Raw genomic sequence first — 20,989 nt, forward strand, 5'->3', positions numbered from 1 at the left:
GGTGGTGGCATGGGAAACGTGTTCGACGGGGCGGGGAACAGCCTCGCCATGTCCAACGGCGGGACGGCTGTCTTCGTCGAGGTGCTGTGGCTGGCGGTATCGGAGCTGGCGAGCCGCCCCTGGGACTTCCGTTTCGCCTCGCTGCTGGCTCTGCAGGACCAGAACGTGATGGGGCGGGGCGCGGTCGGCTTCGACCTGGAGGACATCGACTGGGGGGACACCCCGTCCGAGCGGGCCGAGGCCAAGGACTTCGTGCTGCGGGTCGTCGACCTCGCGCTGCAGCGGCACCGCTGGGACGAGCTGGGATACGAGCCGCCCTACGCCCCCACGTACCTGGAGCGCTTCCGGGCCATGGTCGAGGCCTTCGTCCCGGCCCCGCTCCCCGCCCGCCACGGAGACGACGTCTTCCCCGGCCCGGACTCGGCCGTGACGGCCTCCTGCGTGCCCCACCGGGTCCTGAACGCCCTGCCGCACTGGGACGGCTGCGTCTTCTGCACCACGGGAAGCGTGTTTCCGCCCTCACGCCCGGCGGCTGCGGAGGGGTGAGGGCGGGAGGCCCGGCAGGCGGGCCCCGTTCAGTCCTCGGAGTCCGAGGAGGCGTCGTCCTCGAAGAACTGGGTCTCGTAGTAGTCCATCAGCTGCTCGGCGGTGTGCCCGTTCGTACGGGCGAAGTCCTGGGCGATGGCGGCCGCCCAGTTCCCCAGGGACAACGCGAGCGCGACCACCCCGTCCGTGCCGTGCTCGGCCTCGATGCTCTTGATGGTGGCCAGGTTCACCCACGGCACCACCCCGGGCTCCGACTCCGGCACCGTCCGGCGCAGCAGCTGGATCACGGTGCGCGTCATCTGCGGTTGCAGCGGGCGCAGCCGCTCGCGCTCCTCCTGGATCCTGGCGACGATGCGGGCGCGCTCTTCCCTGTTCACGGTTGTTCCCCATTCCCCCCGTCCGGTGGTGGCGAGGGCCCACCGTAGGGCCGGTGCAGGGGGCCGGGTGGCGGGAATCCAGGAATGAACACCATCTGTTCCCACCCGGTACCCGCGGATCAGCGGGCGCGCGGACCGGGCCGGGCCGGCGGGGCGTACGGGACCAGCGTGGACGAGGGGTCGTCGGCGGGCGTCACGGCCCGCTTGCCGCGGGCGAAGGAGAGGGCGAACTCGATCTCCTCGTCGACGGTCAGGGCGGTCACGGGCGCGTCGGAGAACGGTGGCTCCTCGGGGCCGATGCGGTAGCCGGTACGGATCACCTGGTCGTCGGGACCGCTGTGGTCCACTGCGGCGAAACCGCCGCCGTGAGGGGCCCATTGCCCGCTGACCCGCCAGGTGCCGCGCAGCTCCAGCAGGCCGGGGGCCGGGCAGTGCCAGCGGAACCGGGAGATGCTCAGTTCAGTGCTGATGCCTTCGAAGCGGCTCCAGCCCCGGCCGTCGGCCAGGAACACGAGTTCGCTCGTCTCCATGGCGCCCACGTCGAAGGGGGCGCTGCACCACTGGCCGGTCAACTGCTCGTCGAGAAAGGTCACCCGGAGATTATTCCCGCACCGCGTGCCGCGGCGCCGGGGGCTCCGGCACCGCGGGCGGCGGCGATGCGTGGCTGGTCACCGGAGGGCGATGCGGCTGGAAGCCTCCCTGGGGAGCTTTTCGTTGACGAAGGAGACGGTGTCGCCGAGGGGGCTGTCCTCGACATTGGCGACATGGGTGACGTTGGAGAGACGGTGCATCAGCGGTCGGGGGCTGATCCCGCCGCCACCACCGCCACCGGCCGCCTCGGCGGTGCCGGATGCGGAGACTGCGCCGCACACCAGAAGGGTCGATCCCACAGCAATACGCGTCACGATGCGGTTCTTCATGCCTTGCCAAACGACGCATGGGAACAATCGACACGTATTGCAGCATCGAGGCTTCTAAGACACATCAGACACATGAAACACATTATGGATAAAGGGTGGTTGATGCGCTTCGGCCACAGGCTCCGATCCGGCTCGCGAGGCCCCTCGGGCGGGGGTCCGGCAAGATCGTCGGGAAACCCGGCCCGGCGCGGCCGGAACCGGCCCCTGAGCGGCCTTCGCCGGGGGCGCGCACGGCCGTCCGACCCCCACTGCGGGTGGCACTGCCCCTTCACCCCCAGTCCCCTCACGCGGCCGGGGTCCGGTTCCGGTGCGGGGACGCCTTCGCGCTCGTCGGCGAGGAGCTCGGCGGCCGGTACGACCTGATCTACGACTCCGGCTGCTTCCACCACCTGCCGCCGCACCGCCGGATCAGCTACCTCGCCCTCCTCGACCGCGCCCTCGCGCCCGGGGGCCGGTTCGCCCTCACCTGCTTCGCCGCCGGCGAGATGGGCTCCGAGCTCCCCGACGCGGACTTCTACCGCCAGGCCCGCCTCCACGGCGGCCTCGCGTACTCGCCGGAGTCGCTGCGCCGGATCTTCCGCGACCTCGAGGAGGTCGACCTGCGCCGCATGCGCGACGAGCCGTCCGGGTCGCCCTCGTTCGGCGAGCCCTTCCTCTGGACGGCGCTCTTCCGCCGTGCGGCGTGACGTGGCATGACGCAGGGTGCCGGGCAGTGAACATCTGCCGTCGTAGCTGCAGAAATAGCCCGGCGGGGGCCCGAATTTTTCACCCGATGGTGGCGCGGAAAAAAATTTCTGCCCACCTGGGGGCGGTTCCGTGCTACTGTCTTTTCAGTTGCAGTTGTGGTTCCCAAAGACTTGCAAGTGTGTCCGGTCGGCCTCCAGCCGACGGAAGCACTTATTTGTATTTCCGGCTTTTCTTTTCCGGACGGGCAATCATCTCGGCGATGCGGGGCCCGCGCAGTGTGGTCCCCGGGTAACGCCCCGAAGGAGATTTACTATGGCTACTGGCACCGTGAAGTGGTTCAACGCGGAAAAGGGCTTCGGCTTCATCGAGCAGGACGGCGGCGGCGCTGACGTCTTCGCCCACTACTCGAACATCGCCACCCAGGGCTTCCGTGAGCTTCAGGAAGGCCAGAAGGTGACCTTCGACGTCACGCAGGGCCAGAAGGGCCCGCAGGCGGAGAACATCCTTCCCGCCTGACGCCTGTGCCTGACGCCCGGCGTCTGACGCGTTGACGTAGCTGGGGCCCGCACCTTGGGTGCGGGCCCCAGCTCGTTGCGTTTCCGGGCCAGTTTTCCGCACTGGTCCCGGCTCGGGTCGGCCCCCGCCGTCCCGAGGCTCGCTTTTCCTTCGGCTCGTGTGCCGGTGATGGTGATTCCTGGACGCGGCCCGTGCGCAAAGAATTTCTCGATATGTGCTGCACCGGGGAATAAGGTTCTGTGGTGTCCGGCGTTTTCCGCCGGCGCCGCACGATCCCCCGGCCGGCAGCCCTTGCCCCGGATCCCCTCCCACCCCGTTGAGGCACTATGCGCTGTGTCATTGCCCGCTTCCCCTTCGACTTCGTCAAGAGCGAGGTCGAACAGATGATGAAGGGCATCGCGCCCGAGCCCGTCGACGGTGCGTGCGTGGTCATCGGCCGCCGCACCTACCCCGTCAAGCAGGTGGGGCAGGTGATCACCAAGCAGGACCGGCGTGATTTCACCGCCGGTGAAGTGACCCGGGCGCTGACGCGCCTCGGCTTCACCTGTCACCCCGCGGCCCCCGTCCCCGCCCGTACGGAGCTTCAGGGGACGTCGCCGCTGCCCCTGCCCGGGAGCCTGCCGCAGATCTGAGGGCCGCCTCACGGCCCCTTCAGCCCCTGCCGGGAGTCGCGCGAGACCGCCTTCTCCCGGCCGGCCCGGTCACACCCTGTCCACGATCCCCACCTTCCCCTCGGAGCGGGCGCAGTGGGCACCGCAGTACCAGTGGCCGCCCGCCTCCACCCCCTGGCCGACGATCGGGACCCGGCAGTGTTCGCAGATGGGCGCCATGCGGTGGATGGCGCACGCGAACGAATCGAACGCGTGACGTGAACCGTCCTGGGTCTCCACGAAGAACGCCAGGTCGTAGTCGTTTCCGCATACCTCGCAACGTGCCATGGCCCGCATGGTCCGGAGCACGGAGGGCCGGGGCAAGGCTATGCCGGGCGGGTCGGCGCGGCTGCACCCGACCGGCGGAACCGCGCGGGCCAGCAGAGGCGACGCGAACGGCCCGGCCGTCCGGCCGGGTCGTCCGGCGTTCTGGCCGGTGACACCACCCGGGCGGGTAACAGCGGGGCTCGGCGGGTGGGCAAGTGCCGGGGCGCGGGCCGGTCATGGGTGGGCGTCAGGTGCCTGTGTCGTACGGGGGAAAAGGTTTCTGCGGGGGCGGAGCAGCCTGTTAGGTTGGCTTGTTCTGTTCGGCCGTAGAGGGGAAATTCGTGCGTAAGGCGGCACAAATCGTGGGTGCGGCGCTGGTCGCGGCGGTGCTGATGACGGGTTGCAGCAGCGGATCGGACGGCGAGGGCGGGAAGGACGCCGCAAAGTCCGGCGACAAGCCTTCGGCGAGCGGTTCCCGGAAGCCCGCGGAGGGCGGTGCCGAGAAGCCGGAGCAGGGTGACGCCAAGAAGCCGGAGCAGGGTGACGCCAAGAAGCCGGCCCAGGGCGGGGGCGACGCCGACCTGGACGGCATATGGAACCAGCAGAAGGGCTACGACATCGTCCGAGTGACGATCTTCGGGGACCGCGGCATCTCCGACTCCGACAAGGGCGTGTGCAGCGGTCCCGCACAACGCTCCGGCACGACAGTGAAGTTCGACCTGAAGTGCCCCAGCCCCGGCAACCCGCGCACCAAGGGCACCGCCACCCTGGTGGACGGTGGCAAGACCCTGTCGGTCAGCTGGGAGGGAGGCCTGACGGAGACGTTCACCAAGGACCCGGTCAAGGTCGAGATGCCCAGGATCGACGTGCCCAGGATCGACGTCCCGTAGCGGCTTGGGCGAGCCGGTCGCCCTCGGGGCCCGCCGTCAGCGTTCCGCCCCCAGCCGCGTGACGAGATCGTGCCAGGCAGCCTCCAGGCGGTCGAGCGGCATGCCGCGCTCGACGCTCAGGTGGTGGACGAGGGCGGTGTCGAGGCAGCCCAGCAGCGTGTGCGCGAGGAGCTCGGCGTCGCCTTCCACGCCCGCCTCGCGCAACAGCATGGCGATGTGGGCGACGCGCAGGCCGTACGCCGGGACGCCGTAGGTGCGCAGGGGGTCGGCCCGGGTGGCCAGGATCAGCTCGTGGTGGTCGTACTCGTGGCGGATGAGGGCGGGCCCGAAGGCGTGCAGGCGCTGCGCCGCGGGGGCGCCGGGCCCCAGGGGTGGGGGGCCGGAGAGGAAGGCGGCCTGGAGCTGCTGCTCGCGGTGGTCCAGGAGTGCCAGCAGCAGTCCGGTGCGGTCGCCGAAGCGCCGGAAGACGGTGCCTTTGCCGACCCCGGCGGCCGAGGCCACCGCCTCCATGGTCAGGTTCGCGGCTCCGCACTCGACCAGCAGGCGGGATGCCGCCTCCAGCAGCCGGGTGCGGTTGCGCGCCGCGTCGGCCCGGAGCTGCGGGGGTTCACCGGCCTGGAGGAGGCCGAGTTCCTTCCGGCCGTCCGGGGCGCCGGACGACGGCGGCGAGGGGGGAGTGGAGCCGGTCATGGGCCCAGCGTAACGTCTCGCCGAGATAACTGGACCGCGGTCCGGATAAGTGGCACAATCCTAAAACAGGACCACGGTCCGGTTTGCTTACGTCATCATTCCCTTGGAGTTCCTCATGTCTGTTCGCATCCTTGCGCTCGTCGGCAGCCTCCGCGCCGGGTCCCACAACCGCCAGCTCGCCGAGGCCGCGGTCAAGCTCGCCCCCGAGGGCACCGAGGTCGAGATCTACGAGGGCCTGGCCGACGTTCCCTTCTACAACGAGGACCTCGACGCCGAAGGGATCGTCCCGGAGGCCGCCGTCCGCCTGCGCGAGGCGGCCGCCTCCGCCGACGCCCTCCTGCTGTTCACCCCCGAGTACAACGGCACCATCCCCGCCGTGCTGAAGAACGCCATCGACTGGCTGTCGCGCCCGTACGGCGTGGGCGCCATCGTCGGCAAGCGGGTCGCCGTGACCGGCACCGCCGCCGGGCAGTACGGCGGTGTCTGGGCGCAGGACGAGACCCGCAAGGCCGTGGGCATCGCCGGCGGCAAGGTCCTGGAGGACGTCAAGCTGGCGGTCCCCGGCTCCATGACGCGATTCGCCGAGATCCACCCGGTCGACGACGCCGAGGTCGCCACCGCGCTGACCGAGGTCGTCCGGACCCTGGCGGACGCCCCCGTCGCGGCCTGAACCGCGGTGGGCGCGGTCAGCGCTTCGGGTGCCTGACCCAGCCCTTCTTGACCAGCTGGTCGCAGTGCCACTTGCCGTAGCGCGCGCTCTCCCCGTGCTTCTTGGCCGCCTTGAGGCAGTCCTCGTACGAGAAGGGCGGCTTGGCGGGAGCCGCGTGCGCGGCGGAAGGCGGTGCCGGGGCGGTGTGGGCGACCGCTGCCGGTGCGGCCCATGCGCTCGCCATGACGACCGCGGCCAGCACGAAGTTCATCCGACGCACAGCGTCCTCCGCTTCTCGCTCTCCTGCTGATTCCCGTGCCAGAGGCACTTGTCATCACCTAACGAGAGCACCGGCCGAGGGAAACGCTTCTCCGCCGTCATTCACCCTGAGGCCTGAGGTCCCCTGAGCCTGAGGTCCCCTGAGGCCCGGGGCCTCCTGAGGCCTGGTCATGGGCCCCGGGCCTCAGGGAGGCCCCGGTCGGGCCGGGCCGCCCGTCATGCATCCCCCGTCGGACGGCCCGGCAGCTTGCACGGCACCGCGTCAGACCTTGTGGTAGGCGCGGGCCTCGATCGTGTGCGGCTTACCGCTCAGGTAGATCCGCATGTAGTGCTTCTGGTTGGGCGAGGCGCGGAAGGTGTCCACGTTCATCCAGCCGCCGGTGCAGTAGCCCCAGCCGCCCTTCGCGATGACCTTCTTGTCGCTGCTGCGCACGATGTCGATCTTGAGCTTGGTGCCGTCGCCGCCGTTCCAGCAGCGGGCGTGCGCGCCGAGCGCGTTGCTGCGCGGCACGAAGTCGCCGGTCGCCCAGTACTTGGTGGGGGAGTGGCTGTACGGGCCCCAGATCCGCTTCCAGCTCGCCTGGACGCCGTGGCCGACACTGGTGTCGAGGTCGGCGGTCTGCGTGACGACGCTCCGCGCGGCCTGCTCCGCCTGGGCCGAAGGGGCGGCCACCGCCAGCCCCGCCCCGAGGGCCACCGTCGCCGTTGCGACAGCAAGGGTCTTGCCTGCCTTCATGGCTTCCTCCCGTTGAACGTGCTCTCCGTAGGAGCGGGGAGTGCGGTACCGGGCCTCGAGTCCGGGGCTGCAACCGGCTGTTCCGCGCCGGTTTCCGGACCCTTCGGCCCGTTCCCGCGCTCCCCTTTCGGTGCTCACCATTCAAGGCCCGGCCCGCCGTGCACACATCAGGGCCAGCCCTGAAATGCGCGCCCGGGCCCTACGGACCCGCGGCCGGCGGGGCCGGCACAGCCGCCGGGTGCCCGTTGCTCCTTGCGCGGCGGATCACGTCACCCGCGCAGGTACGACAGGACGGCCAGCACGCGCCGGTGGTCGGTCAGGCTCGGCTCCAGGCCGAGCTTGGCGAAGATGTTGCGCACGTGCGTCTCGACGGTCTTCCCGCCCACCACCAGCTGCTCGGCGATCGCCTCGTTGGACCGCCCCTCGGCCATCAGCGCCAGCACGTCCCGCTCCCGGGGCGTCAGCTCCTCAAGCGCGCTGCCCGCCCGCCGGCGGTGCAGCAGCCGGGACACCACCATCGGGTCGATCACCGACTCGCCCGCCCCCACCCGCTTGATGGCACCGGTCAGCTCCTCGATGTCCGCGATCCGGTCCTTGAGCAGGTACCCGAACCCTCGCGCGCGGCGCGCCATCACCTGCACGGCGCTGCCGGCCTCCACGTACTGCGACAGCAGCAGCACCCCGACCTCGGGGCAGCGCCCGCGGATCGCGCACGCCGCCCGTACGCCCTCGTCGGTGTGGCTCGGCGGCAGGCGGATGTCGAGCAGGGCCACGTCGGGCCGTACCTCCTCCACCAGCCGCAGCAGGTCCCCGGCGTCCCCGGTCTGCCCGACCACCTGCACCCCCGCCTCGGTCAGCAGCCGCACCAGGCCCTCGCGCAGCAGGACGGAGTCCTCCGTCACCGTCACGCGCACGGCAGCTCCACCCGCACCCGGGTCCCGCCGCCCGGGGGACTGTGCACCCGCAGGACGCCGCCGACCGCGGCCAGCCGGTCCGCCAGCCCCTGCAGCCCCGAACCGCGCGCGGGATCCGCCCCGCCCACCCCGTCGTCGGCCGCCTCCACCACCAGCACTCCCTCGCACTGCCGTGCCGACACGCTGACCGCCCGCGCCTGCGCGTACTTCGCCGCGTTCGACAGCGCCTCGCACACCGCGAAGTACGCCGTCGACTCCACCAGCGGCGGGTAGCGCCGGTCCTCCACCGAGACCACCACGGGCACCTGCGCCTGTTCCGCGAGCGCGGCCACCGCCGGACCCAGCCCCTCCCGGGTCAGCACGGCCGGGTGGATGCCGCGGGCGATGCCCCGCAGGTCCTCCAGGGCCATCCGCAGCGTGCGGTCGGTCTCGGCGACCGTGTGCCGCAGCCCGCCGTCCTCGGCGTCGGCGAGCCGCGCGTCCAGGCGCCGCAGCGACATCAGGGCGAAGACCAGCCGGGTCTGTGCGCCGTCGTGCAAGTCCCGCTCCAGGCGCCTGCGTTCCCGGTCGGCCGCCTCCAGGATGCGGGAGCCGACCGTGCGGGACTCCCGCCCCCGGGCCGCGGCCTGCGAGCGCAGCCGGACGTTCTCCAAGCACAGCCGGACGGAAGCGCCCACCGCGGCCAGCAACTGGGGGTCCTCGCCCAGGGCCGCGTCGTGCACCAGCACCGCCGAGGGTCTCTCCCGGCCGTCCACCGCGGTGACGCTCTTACCCGATCCCGGGTACGGAGCGCGCAGCGTCCGGCCGGCCGGGTCGAGGTAGCCGCCGGCCTCCTCCGACCACAGGCCCAGCCGCAGCGAGGGATCGCCGAGCAGGTGCGCCAGGACGTCCTGCAGCCGTCGCGGCGTCGGATCGGCGCCCACCTCGATCACCACACTGCCCACCGCGGCCCGCCGAAGCCGCATCCGCAACAGCCCCACCAGGAACGTCACCGGGACCGCCATCTCGCTCAGGTCCGACAGCAGCGTGGGCGTCGACGCGGCGGGCCCCAGCAGCTTGGGCGCGGCCACGTAAAGCACCTCCCAGCCCACCAGCGCCAGGGCGACCAGGATCGCGATCCACGCGGGCAGCAGCGCCCTGCGCCTCGCGGTGCTGCCCGCCCGCCAGTTGCGCACGAGCGCGACGACGACCACCACGGTCAGCAGCGCACCCGCCCACCGGTAGACGAGGTCGATGCCGTCGAACAGCTCCCGGCCGGGCCGGAACAGGAAGGCGTTGGGGCCGCAGTCGACGCACGTCAGATAGGTCGCGCCGCCGTCGGCCGACGGGTCGTAGGTGACGACGCGCAGCAGCCCGCCCGCCGCGACGAGCAGATAGGCGCCGGCGACCACCCGCCTGGCGAGGACGGTGGTGAGGCGGCCGTCGGGGAAGACCAGCAGCAGATGCGCCAGCACGGCCAGGTTCAGCGCCTCCCACCAGGCGCCGAGCGCGAACAGCACCGGCACGTCGGTCCCTTGCAGGTTGCCGAGGAACCACGTCACTCCCTTGGCCACCATCAGCCGCCCCGTGCGGTTGGCCGGGCGCCGCCACCAGGCGATCAGCCCGGCCCCGGCGTACGTCCAGCCCACCGCCAGATCGCGGAGGACGTCCGCCTGCGTGGCGCCCGCGCGGCCGTAGGCCCAGGCGCCCGTACAGCCCGCGGCAACGGCCAGGGCCGCCGCACCCGCGACCGCCCGCCCGGGCCTGCCGCCGAGTCCGACCCCCGCACTCCCGCTCCCACAGGAGCCGGCTCTGCCCAGAACCCCACCCACGGGCACCACCATAGGGCAGGCCCCCCGCCGGTCAACGGAACCACGAGCGCGTGTCCTGCACCCGAACGCTCTTTTGCGGAGGGGCTGTTCACGCCCTCGGAGGACGCGGATGCCCGGTGCGCAGGCCGTGACCGTCGCCGGCGGCATGCCACGCCGCGGCGAACCGGCGGACCGAGGCGAATCGCCGACCGGGGTCGGCCCGGGTGGCGCGGTGCAGTACGCCGAGCTGAGCCGGGCTGCCGCGCCAAGCGCGTTCGCCGTCACCTGCGTCGAGCAGCAGCCGGGCGGCGCGACCCAGCGCGAAGACGGTGGTGCGGACGTCGATGGTCGCGCCGCGCTCGTACTCCTCCGGCGCCATGAACCGCCGTGACCCCGGCAGCCGGTCCTCCGCCAGGACGAAGGGACCCGGACGGTACTCGTCCAGGTCGACCAGGCGCATGGTGTCGCCGGTGAAGTCGTACAGCAGCGCGCCGTCGTAGAAGTCGACGGCCACGTAGCCGGCTTCCTCCACCGCGAGGTGCGCGCTCAGGATCCGTTCCCACGCGCGCGTGGCCACAGGGAGCGGCAGGGCCCGGAAACGCGCCATGGCGCTGCCCGGGGCGGTGCGGTCCGCGGTGCCGCCGGCAGCGGGGTGGTAGAGGACCTCGCCCTCGTGCCACGGCATGACCACCGCCCAGTTGCCGCGCACGGCGATCCGGTGCACCTGCGGGACGATCGCCGGGTGGCTCACGGCCCGGTGGAAGGCCCACGCCCGGCAGAGGGAGATCCGCGCGCGCCCGGTGGTGCCCTCCTTGACGAACCACCGCTCTCCGCCGGGGAGCCGGACGCCGTAGGACACACATCCGGAGTCCTGATCCCGGAAGACGGCGAAAACCGTGCCCACTCGTTCGAGATGCGCCTCTACGGAGGAGAGTTCAGTGACGTCCAGTAACGGGTGAGGGGGCATGAGGCCATTGTTCCACCGGCAGGACGCCGTCCGGCCCCCACCGGGAACCGTTCATCGTTCACCGGGTCCTTCCCCACCTGGACGTCGAAGCCGGCGACACGCCGGACTCCGGGCGCCGCAGCGGCGCGCCGTGACGGCTCCGGTGTCATTCTTCGGCGGGGTCCCGGTTGGTGCCGAGCCAGGACCGGATCGCGTCGGCCGTTGTGCGGGCGTGTTCCTCGAAGAGGGTCCAGTGGTCGCCGGGAACCTCCACGGCGGTGTGCGGCGCCGGCCAGGACGGCTGCCGGGGGCCATCGCCCCCTGTCCCGCCCCCGGCGCCGGGATGGACGGGCGGGAGCGGCTCCGTGGCGCGGATCAGCAGCGTGGGGACGTCCGTCGGTTCGGGGTGCCAGTCCCGGGCCAGGCGGGTGTAGGCACCCAGGGCGGCGATCGACATGTCGTCGACGGCGGTGTCGAACCGCTCGCCCAGCTGAAGGGGGAGACGGGCGGGCATCGCGAGCAGCCACGGCTCCTCCTCGCGGTCCGGGGTGACGTGGTAGGTGTCGGCGATGACGAGGCCGACCGGCGGCGTGCCCGTCGCCGCGAGCCGCGCGGCGACCGAATGGGCGGGGTAACCGCCCATCGAGTAGCCGAGGACGGCGTAAGGCCGGTCGCCCAGGTGCTTGCGCACGGTGTCGGCGTGCAGGTCCACGAGGGTCCGCCAGTCGCGCGGGACGGCGTCGCCGTGGGCGGTGCCGGGATGCCGGATTTCGAGGACGTCCCGCTCGCCGGCGAAAGAGGCGGCCAGCGCGGCGTACCAGGGCCTGCCGAGGTGGGGCGAGAAGCCGGGGAAGCACACGAGCGCGGGACCGCCGGGGCCTTCGGCGAGCGTGACCGGGGTGAGCTCGTGCCGGGAGGCTTCGGCGGGGCCGAAGGAGGGCAGGGCGAGCGAGGCGGTCACCAGCAGATGCATCGCCGAGACGACGTCGCCCGTCGCGCACACCCGCCGGTAGAGGGAGGCGAGGGTCTGCGGCGGCCGTGCCTTTCCGGGCGACGCAGGTCCCGTGGCGGCGACAGCGGCTTCGGGAGGGGGCGCCGGGCTGCTGCCCAGTTCCTCGTACAGATGACCGGCCAGTTCTGTGACGCTGGGCCGGTCGAACGCGACGGTGGCGGGCAGCGGCAGGCCGGTGAGCATGCCGAGGCGGTTGCGCAGCAGCACCCCGGTCAGGGAGTCGAAGCCCAGCTCGGTGAAGGGGCGTCCGGGCGCCACGGCCGCCGCGTCCGGGTGGCCGAGGACTGTGGCGACCTCCGTACGGACGAGCTCCAGCAGCGCGGGCGCGCGGTCGGCTTCCGGCAGGGCCGCGAGCCGTTCCCGCCAGGAACCGGGCGTGTCATCGCGTCCGGTGGCCGCGCCTGCCGCGGGGCCCGTGCTGTTCCCGCCGTCCCCGGATCCGGCGGTGGGACGGGTCGGTCGGGCCGGGCGGCTCGGGCGTAACAGCCCGCGCAGGGGAGGCGGGACGGGCGGTGCGGCGGGACCTGCGGTCCGGGCACGGTCCGGCAGCAGCAGCGGAGCGAGTACCGGCTCGTCCCTGCCCAGCGCGGCGTCGAACAGGGCCAGACCCTGCTCGGGAGAGACCGCGCGCAGCACACCGCCCATGGCCCGCTCGGCACCTTCGGTGCGCGCCGCCATCCCCTCCCCGCCCGCCCACGGACCCCACACGAGGGAGAGCGCGGGCAGGCCGAGGGCGGCGGTGCGGTGGTGCGCGAGCGCGTCCAGGAAGGAGTTCGCGGCCGCGTAGTCGGCCTGACCGGGGTTGCCCAGCAGCCCGGCCGCCGAGGAGAACAGCACGAAGTGCGACAAGGACAGATGCCGCGTCAGCTCGTGCAAGTGCCAGGCGGCGTCCGCCTTCGGCCGCAGCACCGCCGCCAGCCGCCCGGGCGTCAGTGCCTCCAGCACGCCGTCGTCCAGCGCCCCGGCCGCGTGGACGACGCCGCTCAGCCGGTGCGCGTACTTTTCGACGACGGCAGCCAGCCGGGTTCGGTCCGCCACGTCGCACGCGATCACGTCCACCTGGGCGCCGGCCTCCTCCAGCGCGGTCCGCAACTGCCGCGCCCCCGCGGACCGCGGGCCCCGGCGGCTGACGAGCACCAGGTGCCGGACACCGTGCCGGGCGACCAGGTGCTGCGCCAGCAGACCGCCGAGGGCTCCGGTGCCGCCGGTGAGCAGGACGGTGCCGCCGATGCGCAGGGCGGTGCCGCCTCCGCCGGTGAACCCGCCAGCCGTGGGCGATCCGGTGGGGGAGCCGGAAGGGGACAGGATGCCGGCGTCTGTCAGGCGTGGGACGCGGACCATGCCGTCGACGAGGGAGAGCTGGGGCTCGCCGGTGGCGACGGCGGCCGGCAGCAGGCGCAGCGACCCGGGCGTGCCGTCGGTGTCGACGACCGTCAGGCGCCCGGGATACTCCGCCTGCGCGGAACGCACCAGGCCCCAGACGGCGGCGGCCGGCAGGTCCGGCACGGGGGAGGTGGCGCCGCGGGTCACCACGACGAGGCGCGCTCCGGGTGCTGCCGCAGTGGACAGGTGCGTCTGCAACAGGGCCAGGGCGCGGGCCGTCAGACGGTGCGTCTCCGCGACGGGGTCCGTGGCCGAGGGATCGCTTTCCGATGACGGAGCCAGGGAGACCGCCACGGCTTCGTTCCCTCTCCCGGTGAATGCGGCAGGTGTGGCAGGTAACGCGGAACGCAGCCCCAGTTCGTCCGGTGCCGCCACCGACAAGGAGATCCCCTCGCCCTCGGCCGGAACGACGGCCCACCGCAGGCGGTACAACCCACCGCCGCCGTTCACACCCGCGGCCGCGGCCGCGGCCGCGGATGTGGCTGCGGCGCCGTGGGATTCCGGCAGCGCGCGGGTGGTCAAGGACTCCACCCGGGCCACCGGCTTCCCGGCGGGGTCGGCCAGGTCGACGGTGACGGTGTCCGTACCGGTGGCCCGTAGGCGTACGCGCAGGGCCGTGGCTCCGACGGCCCGCACGGTCAGGCCGCGCCAGGCGAAGGGCAGCCGGGCGGGACAGGTGGACGGTGCGGCGAGGAGTGCCGCGTGGAACGCGGCGTCGAGCAGGGCGGGGTGGATGCCGTAGCGGTGTGCGTCGTCGCCCGCTGCTTCGGGCAGCCGCACCTCGGCGTACACCTCCTCGCCCGGCCTCCGCCAAGCGGCCGTGACGCCCTGGAACGCGGGGCCGTACGCGTGCCCGGTGCCGGCCAGACGCTCGTAGGCACCGGTCAGGTCCACCGGCACGGCGCCCGGGGGCGGCCATGCGACGGCCCGGTCCTGGCGCTCGCCACCGGGCCCGGAGGCCGGGCCGAGCCGCCCGGTCGCATGGTGCGTCCAAGCGCCCAGCGGACCTGAGTCCTGCGGGCGGGAGTAGACGTCGGCGGTACGCCGTCCGGAGGCGTCCGGCTCGCCGAGGACCACCTGTACCTGGACGCGGTCGCCGGAGCCGGGCAGGGCCAGCGGGGCTGTCAGCGCGAAGTCCTCGGCGGTGTCCAGACCACAGGCGTCGCCCGCGTGGAGCACCATCTCGGCGAACGCGGCGGCGGGTACGAGGACGTGCCCGGCGACGACGTGGTCGCGCAGCCACGGGTGGGCCTCGGTGGAGAGGTCGCCGGTGCAGAGGAGTCGCTCCGTGCCCGGGACGCTGGTCATCCGGGGCAGCAGCGGGTGGTCCTCCCGGGCCGCCGGATCCGGGACGGGGGAGGGGACGGCAGGAGCGTCCAGCCAGTAGCGCCGCCGCTGGAAGGGGTACGTCGGCAGGTCCACCCGCCGGGCGCCGCTGCCCGCGTACACCCGGTGCCAGTCCACGGGCAGACCGTGCACGTGCAACCGGCCGAGCGCGGCGAGGACCGCCTCCGCCTCCCGGGCGCCGTCCCGTGCGGTGGTGATGAACACCGGCCCGTGGGTCCGCTCGGTCCGCTCGGTCTGCTCCTCGGTCCGATCCTCGCTGTCCGCGGCAAGACCGGCCATGGCGGCAGCGGTCAGTTGTGCACCGGGCCCGACTTCGGCGAAGGCCGTCACCCGTTCGTCGTGGGCGAGACGGTGTACGGCGTCCCCGAAGCGTACGGTTTCGCGGGCGTGGCGCACCCAGTACGCGGCCGAGCACAGGTCGTCCCCGGCGGCCGGGAGCCCCGTCAGCGTCGACATCACCGGGATCCGCGGCGCGCGATATGCCAGACGTGCCGCCACACGCCCGAACGCGTCCAGCATCGGTTGCATCAGGGGCGAGTGGAAGGCGTGGCCGGCCCGCAGCCGCGTGGTGCGGCGCCCCTGCGCGGCGAAGCGGGCCGCGACGGCGAGAACGGCGTCCTCCTCGCCGGAGAGGACGACCGAGCGGGGGCCGTTCACCGCGGCGACCGCCACGCGGTCCGTCCAGCCCATCAGCTCCTGCTCCGCCTCGTGTTCGGAGGCTTCCACTGCCACCATGGCGCCGTTTCCCGGCAGTTGCCGCATCAGCCGGCCCCGCGCTGCGACCAGTTCCACGGCGTCCGGCTCCGACAGGACACCTGCGACGTGAGCCGCCGCAAGCTCCCCGACGGAGTGCCCGGAAAGGACGTCCGGCCGTACTCCCCAGGACTCCAGCAGCCGGAAGAGCGCCACCTCGAAGACGAACAGCCCGGTCTGCGCGAAGTCGGTCCGATCCAGCAGAGCGGCGTCCTCCGTGCCCTCCTCCGCCCACAGTACGGAGCGCAGGGGCCGCAGGCCTTCGGCATCGAACCGGTCGCACAAGGCGTCGAAGGCGGCGGCGAACGCGGGGAAGGCGCCGTGCAGTTCCCGGCCCATGCCCGGCCGCTGCGCGCCCTGACCGGAGAACAGCAGGGCCAGCCGCCCGGTGGACGTGGCAGGCCTCGCGCCGGAGCCAGGGCCGGTGCCGGTGCCCGTGCAAGGGCCGGTGTCGGCTGCGCCTGCCGCCCGTGCGTCCAGAGCGCTCAGCAGTGCCTCGCGGTCCGCTCCGGTCACCGCCGCCCGGTGGGTGAGCGCGGACCGGGTCGTGGCCAGGGAGAACGCGACGTCCAGCAGGGCCGGCCGGGGCTGCTTCCGTAACAGAGCCGCCACCTGCGCGGCCTGCGCGCGCAGTGCCTGCGGGTCCGCACCGGACAGCAGTAACGGAGGCACCGCCTTCGTTGCGGCTTCAGGTCCTTCCTGTTCGGCGCTCCGGGAGGCCTCTTCGAGGATGACGTGGGCGTTGGTCCCGCCGATGCCGAACGCGGACACCCCCGCCCGGCGCGGACTGCCGGGCGCCGGATGCCATTCCTCGTCCCGCGTCAGCAGCCGTACGGTGCCCGACGACCAGTCGACACGGGGGGTCGGCTCCGCGCAGTGCAGGATGCGCGGCAGGCGTCCGTGGTGCATCGCAAGGACGGTCTTGATGACACCGCCGACACCGGCCGCGGCCTGGGCGTGCCCGATGTTGGACTTCAGCGCACCGAGCCACAGCGGGCGGCCGGGCGGCCGCTCCTGCCCGTACGCGCCCTGCAGCGCCCGGGCCTCGACGGGGTCGCCGAGCGCGGTACCGGTGCCGTGCGTCTCGACGGTGTCGATGTCGGACGGGGTCAGCCCGGCGTCGGCCAGTGCCTGACGGATCACCTGCTGCTGGGCCGGGCCGCTGGGCGCGGTGAGGCCGTTGGAGGCGCCGTCGGAGCCCACGGCCGAACCACGGAGCAGGGCCAGGACCGGATGGCCGTTGCGCCGGGCGTCGGAGAGGCGCTCCAGCAGGACCACGCCGGCGCCCTCCGCCCAGCCGGTGCCGTCGGCCGCGGCCGAGAACGGTTTGCACCGTCCGTCCGGCGCCAGGCCGCGCAGCCTGCTGAACGCCACGAAGGGCGCCGGAGTGGCCATCACCGTGACGCCGCCGGCCACCGCCAGCGAGCACTCGCCCGACCGCAGCGCCTGCGCCGCCCAGTGCATCGCCACCAGGGACGACGAACAGGCGGTGTCGACCGTGACGGCGGGGCCGTGCAGCCCCAGGGCGTACGCGACACGGCCCGACGCCACGCTGCCGGTCGACCCCAGCGCCAGGTGCGCCTCGAGCACGTGCGGCCCCCGGTGCAGGAGACGGCCCGCGTAATCGTCGTGCATCACGCCGACGAAGGCGCCGGTGTCGCTGCCCCGCAGCTCCGCCGGGTCGATGCCCGCCCGCTCACAGAGCTCCCAGGTGGTCTCCAGCAACAGCCGCTGCTGCGGATCGGTGGCCACCGCCTCCCGCGGGGACATACCGAAGAAGGCCGCGTCGAAGTCGGCCGCCCGGCGCAGGAAGCCGCCGCGGCGGGTGACGGACGTGCCGAGCCGGTCCGGGTCGGGGTCGAAGAGGCCCGCCGGGTCCCAGCCGCGGTCGCCGGGGAGGTCCGATGTCGCGTCGACCCCGTCCACGAGCAACTGCCACAGCTCCTCCGGGGATGCCACGTCGTCGCGGGATCCCGGAAACCGGCACGCCATGGAGACGATGGCCACCGGATCCTCGGCCGCCCTCCGAGTCCGTTCGGCGGGCGTACGGGCTGCCGCCGGGGCACGGCCGTCGAGCAGGGCGGAGTGCAGGAACTCCGCCACGGCGCCGGGCGTCGGGTGGTCGAACACCAGGGTCGCGGGCAGCTCCAGTCCCGTGTCCGCGCCGAGCCGGTCGCGCAGCAGGACGCCTCCGAGGGAGGTGATGCCGGAGGCACTGAAGGGGCGCCCCGGGTCCAGCTCCTGCTCGTGTTCCTGTTCCTGTGTCTGTTTTTGTTCTCGTGCCTGTTCTTGTGCCTGCTCCGGCGCGTCGGCGACGTCCGCCGCGCGGGCGAGGACGAGGCGCAGCAGGGTGTCGTGGCGGTCGGACGCGGGCAGGGAGAGCAGCCGCCGGCGCAGGGCGGACGCGGCGTCCTCGCGCGCCGCCGCGAGCCGTTCGGTCAGCTGCCGGGCCAGTGCCGGGCGGTCGGTCTTGCCGGAGGGGGTACGGGGTACGGAGCCGGTCTCGTACACCTCGTCGGGCACCTTGAAGCCCGACAGCCGCTCCCGGCACACGGCGCGGACCCGGTCGGTGTCGACGCCGTGCGGACCGGGCACCACGAAGGCGACCGGCACCTCGCCCAGCACGTCGTGCGGCCTGCCGACGACGGCCGCGTCCGTGACGCCCGGGCAGCCGAGCAGCATGTGCTCGACCTCGACCGGGTTGACGTTCTCGCCCCCGCGGATGATCAGTTCCTTGACCCGGCCGGTGACCAGCAGCCGGCCCCCGTGCGCGCGGCGCCCGAGATCCCCGGTGCGGTACCAGCCGTTCCTGAACGCCCGTGCGGTGTCGCCCGTGCGGTTGTGATACCCGATCATCAGGTTCGGACCGCGGACCCAGATCTCCCCTTCCGCCCCGTCGGCGACCTCCTCGCCACCGCCGGGATCACCACCGGGATCCACGCCGGGATCACTGTCGGGACGGGTCAGCCGCACCTCGATGCCGGGCACGGGCAGCGCGCCTGGGCCCTCGTCCCGGGGGTCGCCGGGCCTGTCGACCGCGATCTTCCCGCACGTCTCGGTACTGCCGTAGCCGTCGAGCAACGGGGCACCCAGCAGCTCCTCGACGTCCGCCCGCAGCGCCGGAGGACACGGCGCGCCGGCGGTGACGCACAGCCGTACGCCGGACGGCTGCCGCGGCCGCGGGTGCGGAGCGCTCCGCAGGGCCTCCGTGAGCAGGTGGTACGTGGCCGGTACTCCTGCCACGACCGTGCACGACTGCTCGGGCTCGGCGAGCGCCTGCGCGACGCTCGCGCCCCGGTCGAGGAGACGGGCGCTCGCCCCCACGGAGAGGACCCCGAGCAGGCACAGCGAATGCGCGTAGGCGTGGAACATCGGCAGCGGCCACAGCAGCCGGTCCTCCCGCTCCAGGCCCCACAGCGGGGCGTAGGCCGCCGCCACCGACCACAGTGCGGTGCGCTGGCTGGAGACGACGCCCTTGCTGCGCCCGGTGGTCCCCGAGGTGTAGAGGATCCAGGCGGGCTCGTCCAGGCCGAGGTCGTCCCGGGGCGCCCGTCCAGGGTCCGTCGCGGCCAGCTGCTCGAAGGCGTACGTGCCCGCGGGCACCCCGTCGGGCGTGGTGTCCGTGCCTGTCACCACGATCCGTGTGCGCAGGCGCGGTCGTGCGGCCCTCTCCGGCCCGGCGGTCGGGGACGGCTCGGCGACCAGGGATGGCCCGGTAATCGGGGACGGCGTAATCGGGGACGCCCCGGCCTGCTCGGTGATCACCGCGACCGCCCCGCTGTCGTCGAGGAAGTGCGCCAGCTCAGCGTCCGCTGCCCCGGGATCGAGCAGGACGCCGACGGCGCCCGCCCGCAGGACGGCGAGGAACCCCTCCACCATCTCCACCCGGTTCCCCAGGTGGAGGGCCACTCGGTCGCCCCGCCGCACCCCCGACCTCGCCAGGTGACCCGCCAGCCGCGCGGTCCGTTCTTCCAGCTCCCCGTAGGTGACGCTCCGCCGCGCGTCCTGGAAAGCGGTCTTGTCCGCCATCTGCGCCGCGTGCGCCTTGAGCGCATCGGGCAGTGCACGGATCAGCTCGTCCTGGATCTCCGCCATCCCCCACCCCTCCGGCCACGGGGCGAAGGACAGCGCGCCCGCTCGCACACCGTACCGAGTGCTGAGGCCAAAACTCAGGGCTGAGCGGTCCCACCCCCGGGCGGACCACGGGCCGCGCCGTGTCCGGATGATCTGCATATCGTGACCGCATGGGTCGTGACCCCATGGATGAAGAGAGCGGCGCCGGCACTCCGCACGGCTCCGCTCGCCCCGCCGATCCCGCCGACCCCACCGGTGGGCGGCGTCGCGCCCGCCACTGCTGGTCGGCGTTCCGTCACTCGCCGTTCTTCCCCGCCACCGTGCTCGTGCTCATCGTGGCCGCGGCCGCCGGGCTCTTCGCGGGCTCCTACACCTACGCCATGGCCAATCCGACCCCGCACAACATCCCCACCGCCGTCACCGGGGTCCCGGAGTCCGAGATCAAACGGGCCGAATTCGTCCAGGGCATGGAAAGGGCGCTGGGAGCCGAGCTCCGGCTGCGCCACTTCGCCACCTACGAGGAGGCCCGGAACGCGGTCGAGGACCAGCGGGTCTACGCCATCCTCCAGGACCGCCACCACGCGGCCGAGCTGGACGTCTCGGGAGCCTCCGGTGCCACCGTCGCCCAGCTCCTGACCGAGACCGCGCCCCAGGTCGGCAAGGAGATCGGCATCCCCGTGGTCGTGCGGGACGTCAATCCCCTCCAGAAGGGCGACCCGCGCGGCCTCGCGCTCTTCTACATCACCCTGGCGTCGGTCATCGTCGGCTTCGTCGGGGCCATCCAGCTGAGCGTCCACGCCCGTGAGCTCAATCCGGCCGAACGCATCGCCTTCACCGCCGCCTATTCCGTGCTGGGCGGCTTCACCATCGCCGCGATCGTCGACTGGGGGCTGGACGCGGTGCGGCTGCCGTTCGCGGAGTCCTGGCTGATCCTCGCGCTGACCATGTTCACCTCGGGCATGGTCTTCACCATGTTCAATGCCCTCTTCGGGCGGTGGGCCATGCTGCCCACCTGGGGGCTGATGGTCCTGCTGGGCAACCCGTCCTCCGGCGGCGCCGTCTCCTGGCCCCTGCTGCCCTCGCTCCTCGGCGAGATCGGCCGCTGGCTGCCGCCCGGGGCCTCCGTGAACGCTCAGCACACGGCCGTCTACTTCCGGCAGCACCAGCACTTCTTCCCGTTCGCCGTGCTGATGGCCTGGGCCGCCCTTTCCTGCACGGTCTTCTGGATCTGGCGGCACCGCCACCCCGGCGGACGGGAGACGGCGGGGACAGCCGCCGCCGCGAGCTGAACCGCCCGCATTTCTGCTGACGCTGTGCGTTTTCGCGTTTGCTGTGTGTTGTTTCGGGGGTGGTGGCGTGTGAGGCCCCCCATGCGGTGTGGGTCACTTACGAGGGTGGGTAGTGGGTGGGGGGTCGGTATTGCGGGGGCAGGTGGCTTTCGGGGTGGTGGTCGATGAACGGGCGTAGTAGGTCACAGTGATTGCCAGGGGTTTTCGGGGTCGCTAACAATTGCGGGGTCGCTGGGCGCCGTCGACCGAGAAACGGCGCTTGATTTCTGCGCCG

17 protein-coding genes and 1 pseudogene are annotated in these 20,989 nt (G+C 73.0%); 7 read left to right on the forward strand and 11 right to left on the reverse strand.

Annotated elements, in window-relative coordinates; translation table 11 throughout:
* Positions 1-9: 9 nt before the first annotated feature.
* Complete coding sequence (locus ACFPP6_RS35445; RefSeq protein ID WP_382050982.1) at positions 10-546, forward strand: hypothetical protein; 537 nt, start codon at positions 10-12, stop codon at positions 544-546.
* 29 nt (positions 547-575) lie between these two features.
* Here ACFPP6_RS35445 and ACFPP6_RS35450 read toward each other — a convergent pair whose 3' ends face one another.
* From ACFPP6_RS35450 to ACFPP6_RS35460, 3 genes are all read right to left on the reverse strand, one after another.
* A complete protein-coding gene (locus ACFPP6_RS35450; RefSeq protein ID WP_063804317.1) occupies positions 576-923 on the reverse strand; it encodes a hypothetical protein in 348 nt (115 codons plus the stop codon).
* A gap of 119 nt (positions 924-1,042) precedes the next feature.
* The gene (locus tag ACFPP6_RS35455; RefSeq protein ID WP_382050984.1) at positions 1,043-1,516 is read right to left on the reverse strand and encodes a hypothetical protein; all 474 of its coding nucleotides are present in this window, start codon (positions 1,514-1,516) and stop codon (positions 1,043-1,045) included.
* A 75-nt stretch (positions 1,517-1,591) separates the two neighbouring features.
* The gene (locus tag ACFPP6_RS35460) at positions 1,592-1,843 is read right to left on the reverse strand and encodes a hypothetical protein (RefSeq protein WP_382050986.1); all 252 of its coding nucleotides are present in this window, start codon (positions 1,841-1,843) and stop codon (positions 1,592-1,594) included.
* A 290-nt stretch (positions 1,844-2,133) separates the two neighbouring features.
* Between ACFPP6_RS35460 and ACFPP6_RS35465 the strand changes: the two are divergent.
* From ACFPP6_RS35465 to ACFPP6_RS35475, 3 genes and pseudogenes are all read left to right on the forward strand, one after another.
* A pseudogene (locus ACFPP6_RS35465) lies at positions 2,134-2,529 on the forward strand (class I SAM-dependent methyltransferase); the annotation flags it as partial.
* Between the two features lie 313 nt (positions 2,530-2,842).
* Positions 2,843-3,046 carry a cold-shock protein gene (locus ACFPP6_RS35470; RefSeq protein ID WP_030365760.1) on the forward strand — a complete coding sequence of 68 codons (204 nt, stop codon included), beginning with the start codon at positions 2,843-2,845 and terminating at the stop codon, positions 3,044-3,046.
* Between the two features lie 326 nt (positions 3,047-3,372).
* Positions 3,373-3,678, forward strand: coding sequence for an SCO5918 family protein (locus ACFPP6_RS35475; RefSeq protein WP_382050988.1), 306 nt, complete (start codon positions 3,373-3,375; stop codon positions 3,676-3,678).
* 69 nt (positions 3,679-3,747) lie between these two features.
* Here the strand turns inward: ACFPP6_RS35475 and ACFPP6_RS35480 are convergent, their stop codons facing one another.
* On the reverse strand, positions 3,748-3,984 hold the full coding sequence (locus ACFPP6_RS35480) for a hypothetical protein (RefSeq protein WP_058043414.1): 237 nt from the start codon (positions 3,982-3,984) through the stop codon (positions 3,748-3,750).
* 320 nt (positions 3,985-4,304) lie between these two features.
* Between ACFPP6_RS35480 and ACFPP6_RS35485 the strand changes: the two genes are divergently transcribed.
* Positions 4,305-4,853 (forward strand): hypothetical protein, encoded by a 549-nt coding sequence (locus ACFPP6_RS35485; RefSeq protein WP_382050990.1) that lies wholly within the window; start codon positions 4,305-4,307, stop codon positions 4,851-4,853.
* Positions 4,854-4,889: 36 nt separating this feature from the next.
* Here ACFPP6_RS35485 and ACFPP6_RS35490 read toward each other — a convergent pair whose 3' ends face one another.
* Positions 4,890-5,543, reverse strand: coding sequence for a TetR/AcrR family transcriptional regulator (locus tag ACFPP6_RS35490; protein WP_382050992.1), 654 nt, complete (start codon positions 5,541-5,543; stop codon positions 4,890-4,892).
* A 115-nt stretch (positions 5,544-5,658) separates the two neighbouring features.
* Here ACFPP6_RS35490 and ACFPP6_RS35495 point away from each other — a divergent pair, with 115 nt between their 5' ends.
* Complete coding sequence (locus tag ACFPP6_RS35495; protein ID WP_382050994.1) at positions 5,659-6,213, forward strand: NADPH-dependent FMN reductase; 555 nt, start codon at positions 5,659-5,661, stop codon at positions 6,211-6,213.
* Between the two features lie 16 nt (positions 6,214-6,229).
* On the opposite strand, the gene ACFPP6_RS35500 is transcribed toward ACFPP6_RS35495, so the two are convergent.
* The 6 genes from ACFPP6_RS35500 to ACFPP6_RS35525 all read right to left on the reverse strand — a co-directional run bounded on the left by ACFPP6_RS35500 (position 6,230) and on the right by ACFPP6_RS35525 (position 19,447).
* The gene (locus ACFPP6_RS35500) at positions 6,230-6,463 is read right to left on the reverse strand and encodes a hypothetical protein (RefSeq protein ID WP_382050996.1); all 234 of its coding nucleotides are present in this window, start codon (positions 6,461-6,463) and stop codon (positions 6,230-6,232) included.
* A gap of 270 nt (positions 6,464-6,733) precedes the next feature.
* Positions 6,734-7,207 (reverse strand): hypothetical protein, encoded by a 474-nt coding sequence (locus tag ACFPP6_RS35505; protein ID WP_382050998.1) that lies wholly within the window; start codon positions 7,205-7,207, stop codon positions 6,734-6,736.
* Between the two features lie 269 nt (positions 7,208-7,476).
* Positions 7,477-8,121, reverse strand: a complete 645-nt coding sequence (locus ACFPP6_RS35510) for a LuxR C-terminal-related transcriptional regulator (RefSeq protein WP_382051000.1) — start codon at positions 8,119-8,121, stop codon at positions 7,477-7,479.
* Positions 8,112-9,932 carry a sensor histidine kinase gene (locus ACFPP6_RS35515; RefSeq protein ID WP_382051002.1) on the reverse strand — a complete coding sequence of 607 codons (1,821 nt, stop codon included), beginning with the start codon at positions 9,930-9,932 and terminating at the stop codon, positions 8,112-8,114. The genes ACFPP6_RS35510 and ACFPP6_RS35515 overlap by 10 nt, the downstream gene beginning before the upstream one ends.
* A gap of 88 nt (positions 9,933-10,020) precedes the next feature.
* Entirely contained in the window at positions 10,021-10,878 is an 858-nt protein-coding gene (locus tag ACFPP6_RS35520; RefSeq protein WP_382051004.1) for a serine/threonine protein kinase, read from the reverse strand.
* 145 nt (positions 10,879-11,023) lie between these two features.
* Positions 11,024-19,447: a type I polyketide synthase gene (locus ACFPP6_RS35525; protein ID WP_382051006.1), complete on the reverse strand. Its 8,424-nt coding sequence runs from the start codon at positions 19,445-19,447 to the stop codon at positions 11,024-11,026.
* Between the two features lie 164 nt (positions 19,448-19,611).
* On the opposite strand from ACFPP6_RS35525, the gene ACFPP6_RS35530 reads away from it, so the two are divergent.
* Positions 19,612-20,715 (forward strand): ABC transporter permease, encoded by a 1,104-nt coding sequence (locus ACFPP6_RS35530; RefSeq protein ID WP_382051008.1) that lies wholly within the window; start codon positions 19,612-19,614, stop codon positions 20,713-20,715.
* Positions 20,716-20,989: the final 274 nt, after the last annotated feature.

Source organism: Streptomyces aureoversilis (genome assembly GCF_042657885.1).
GTDB classification, from domain to species: domain Bacteria; phylum Actinomycetota; class Actinomycetes; order Streptomycetales; family Streptomycetaceae; genus Streptomyces; species Streptomyces aureoversilis.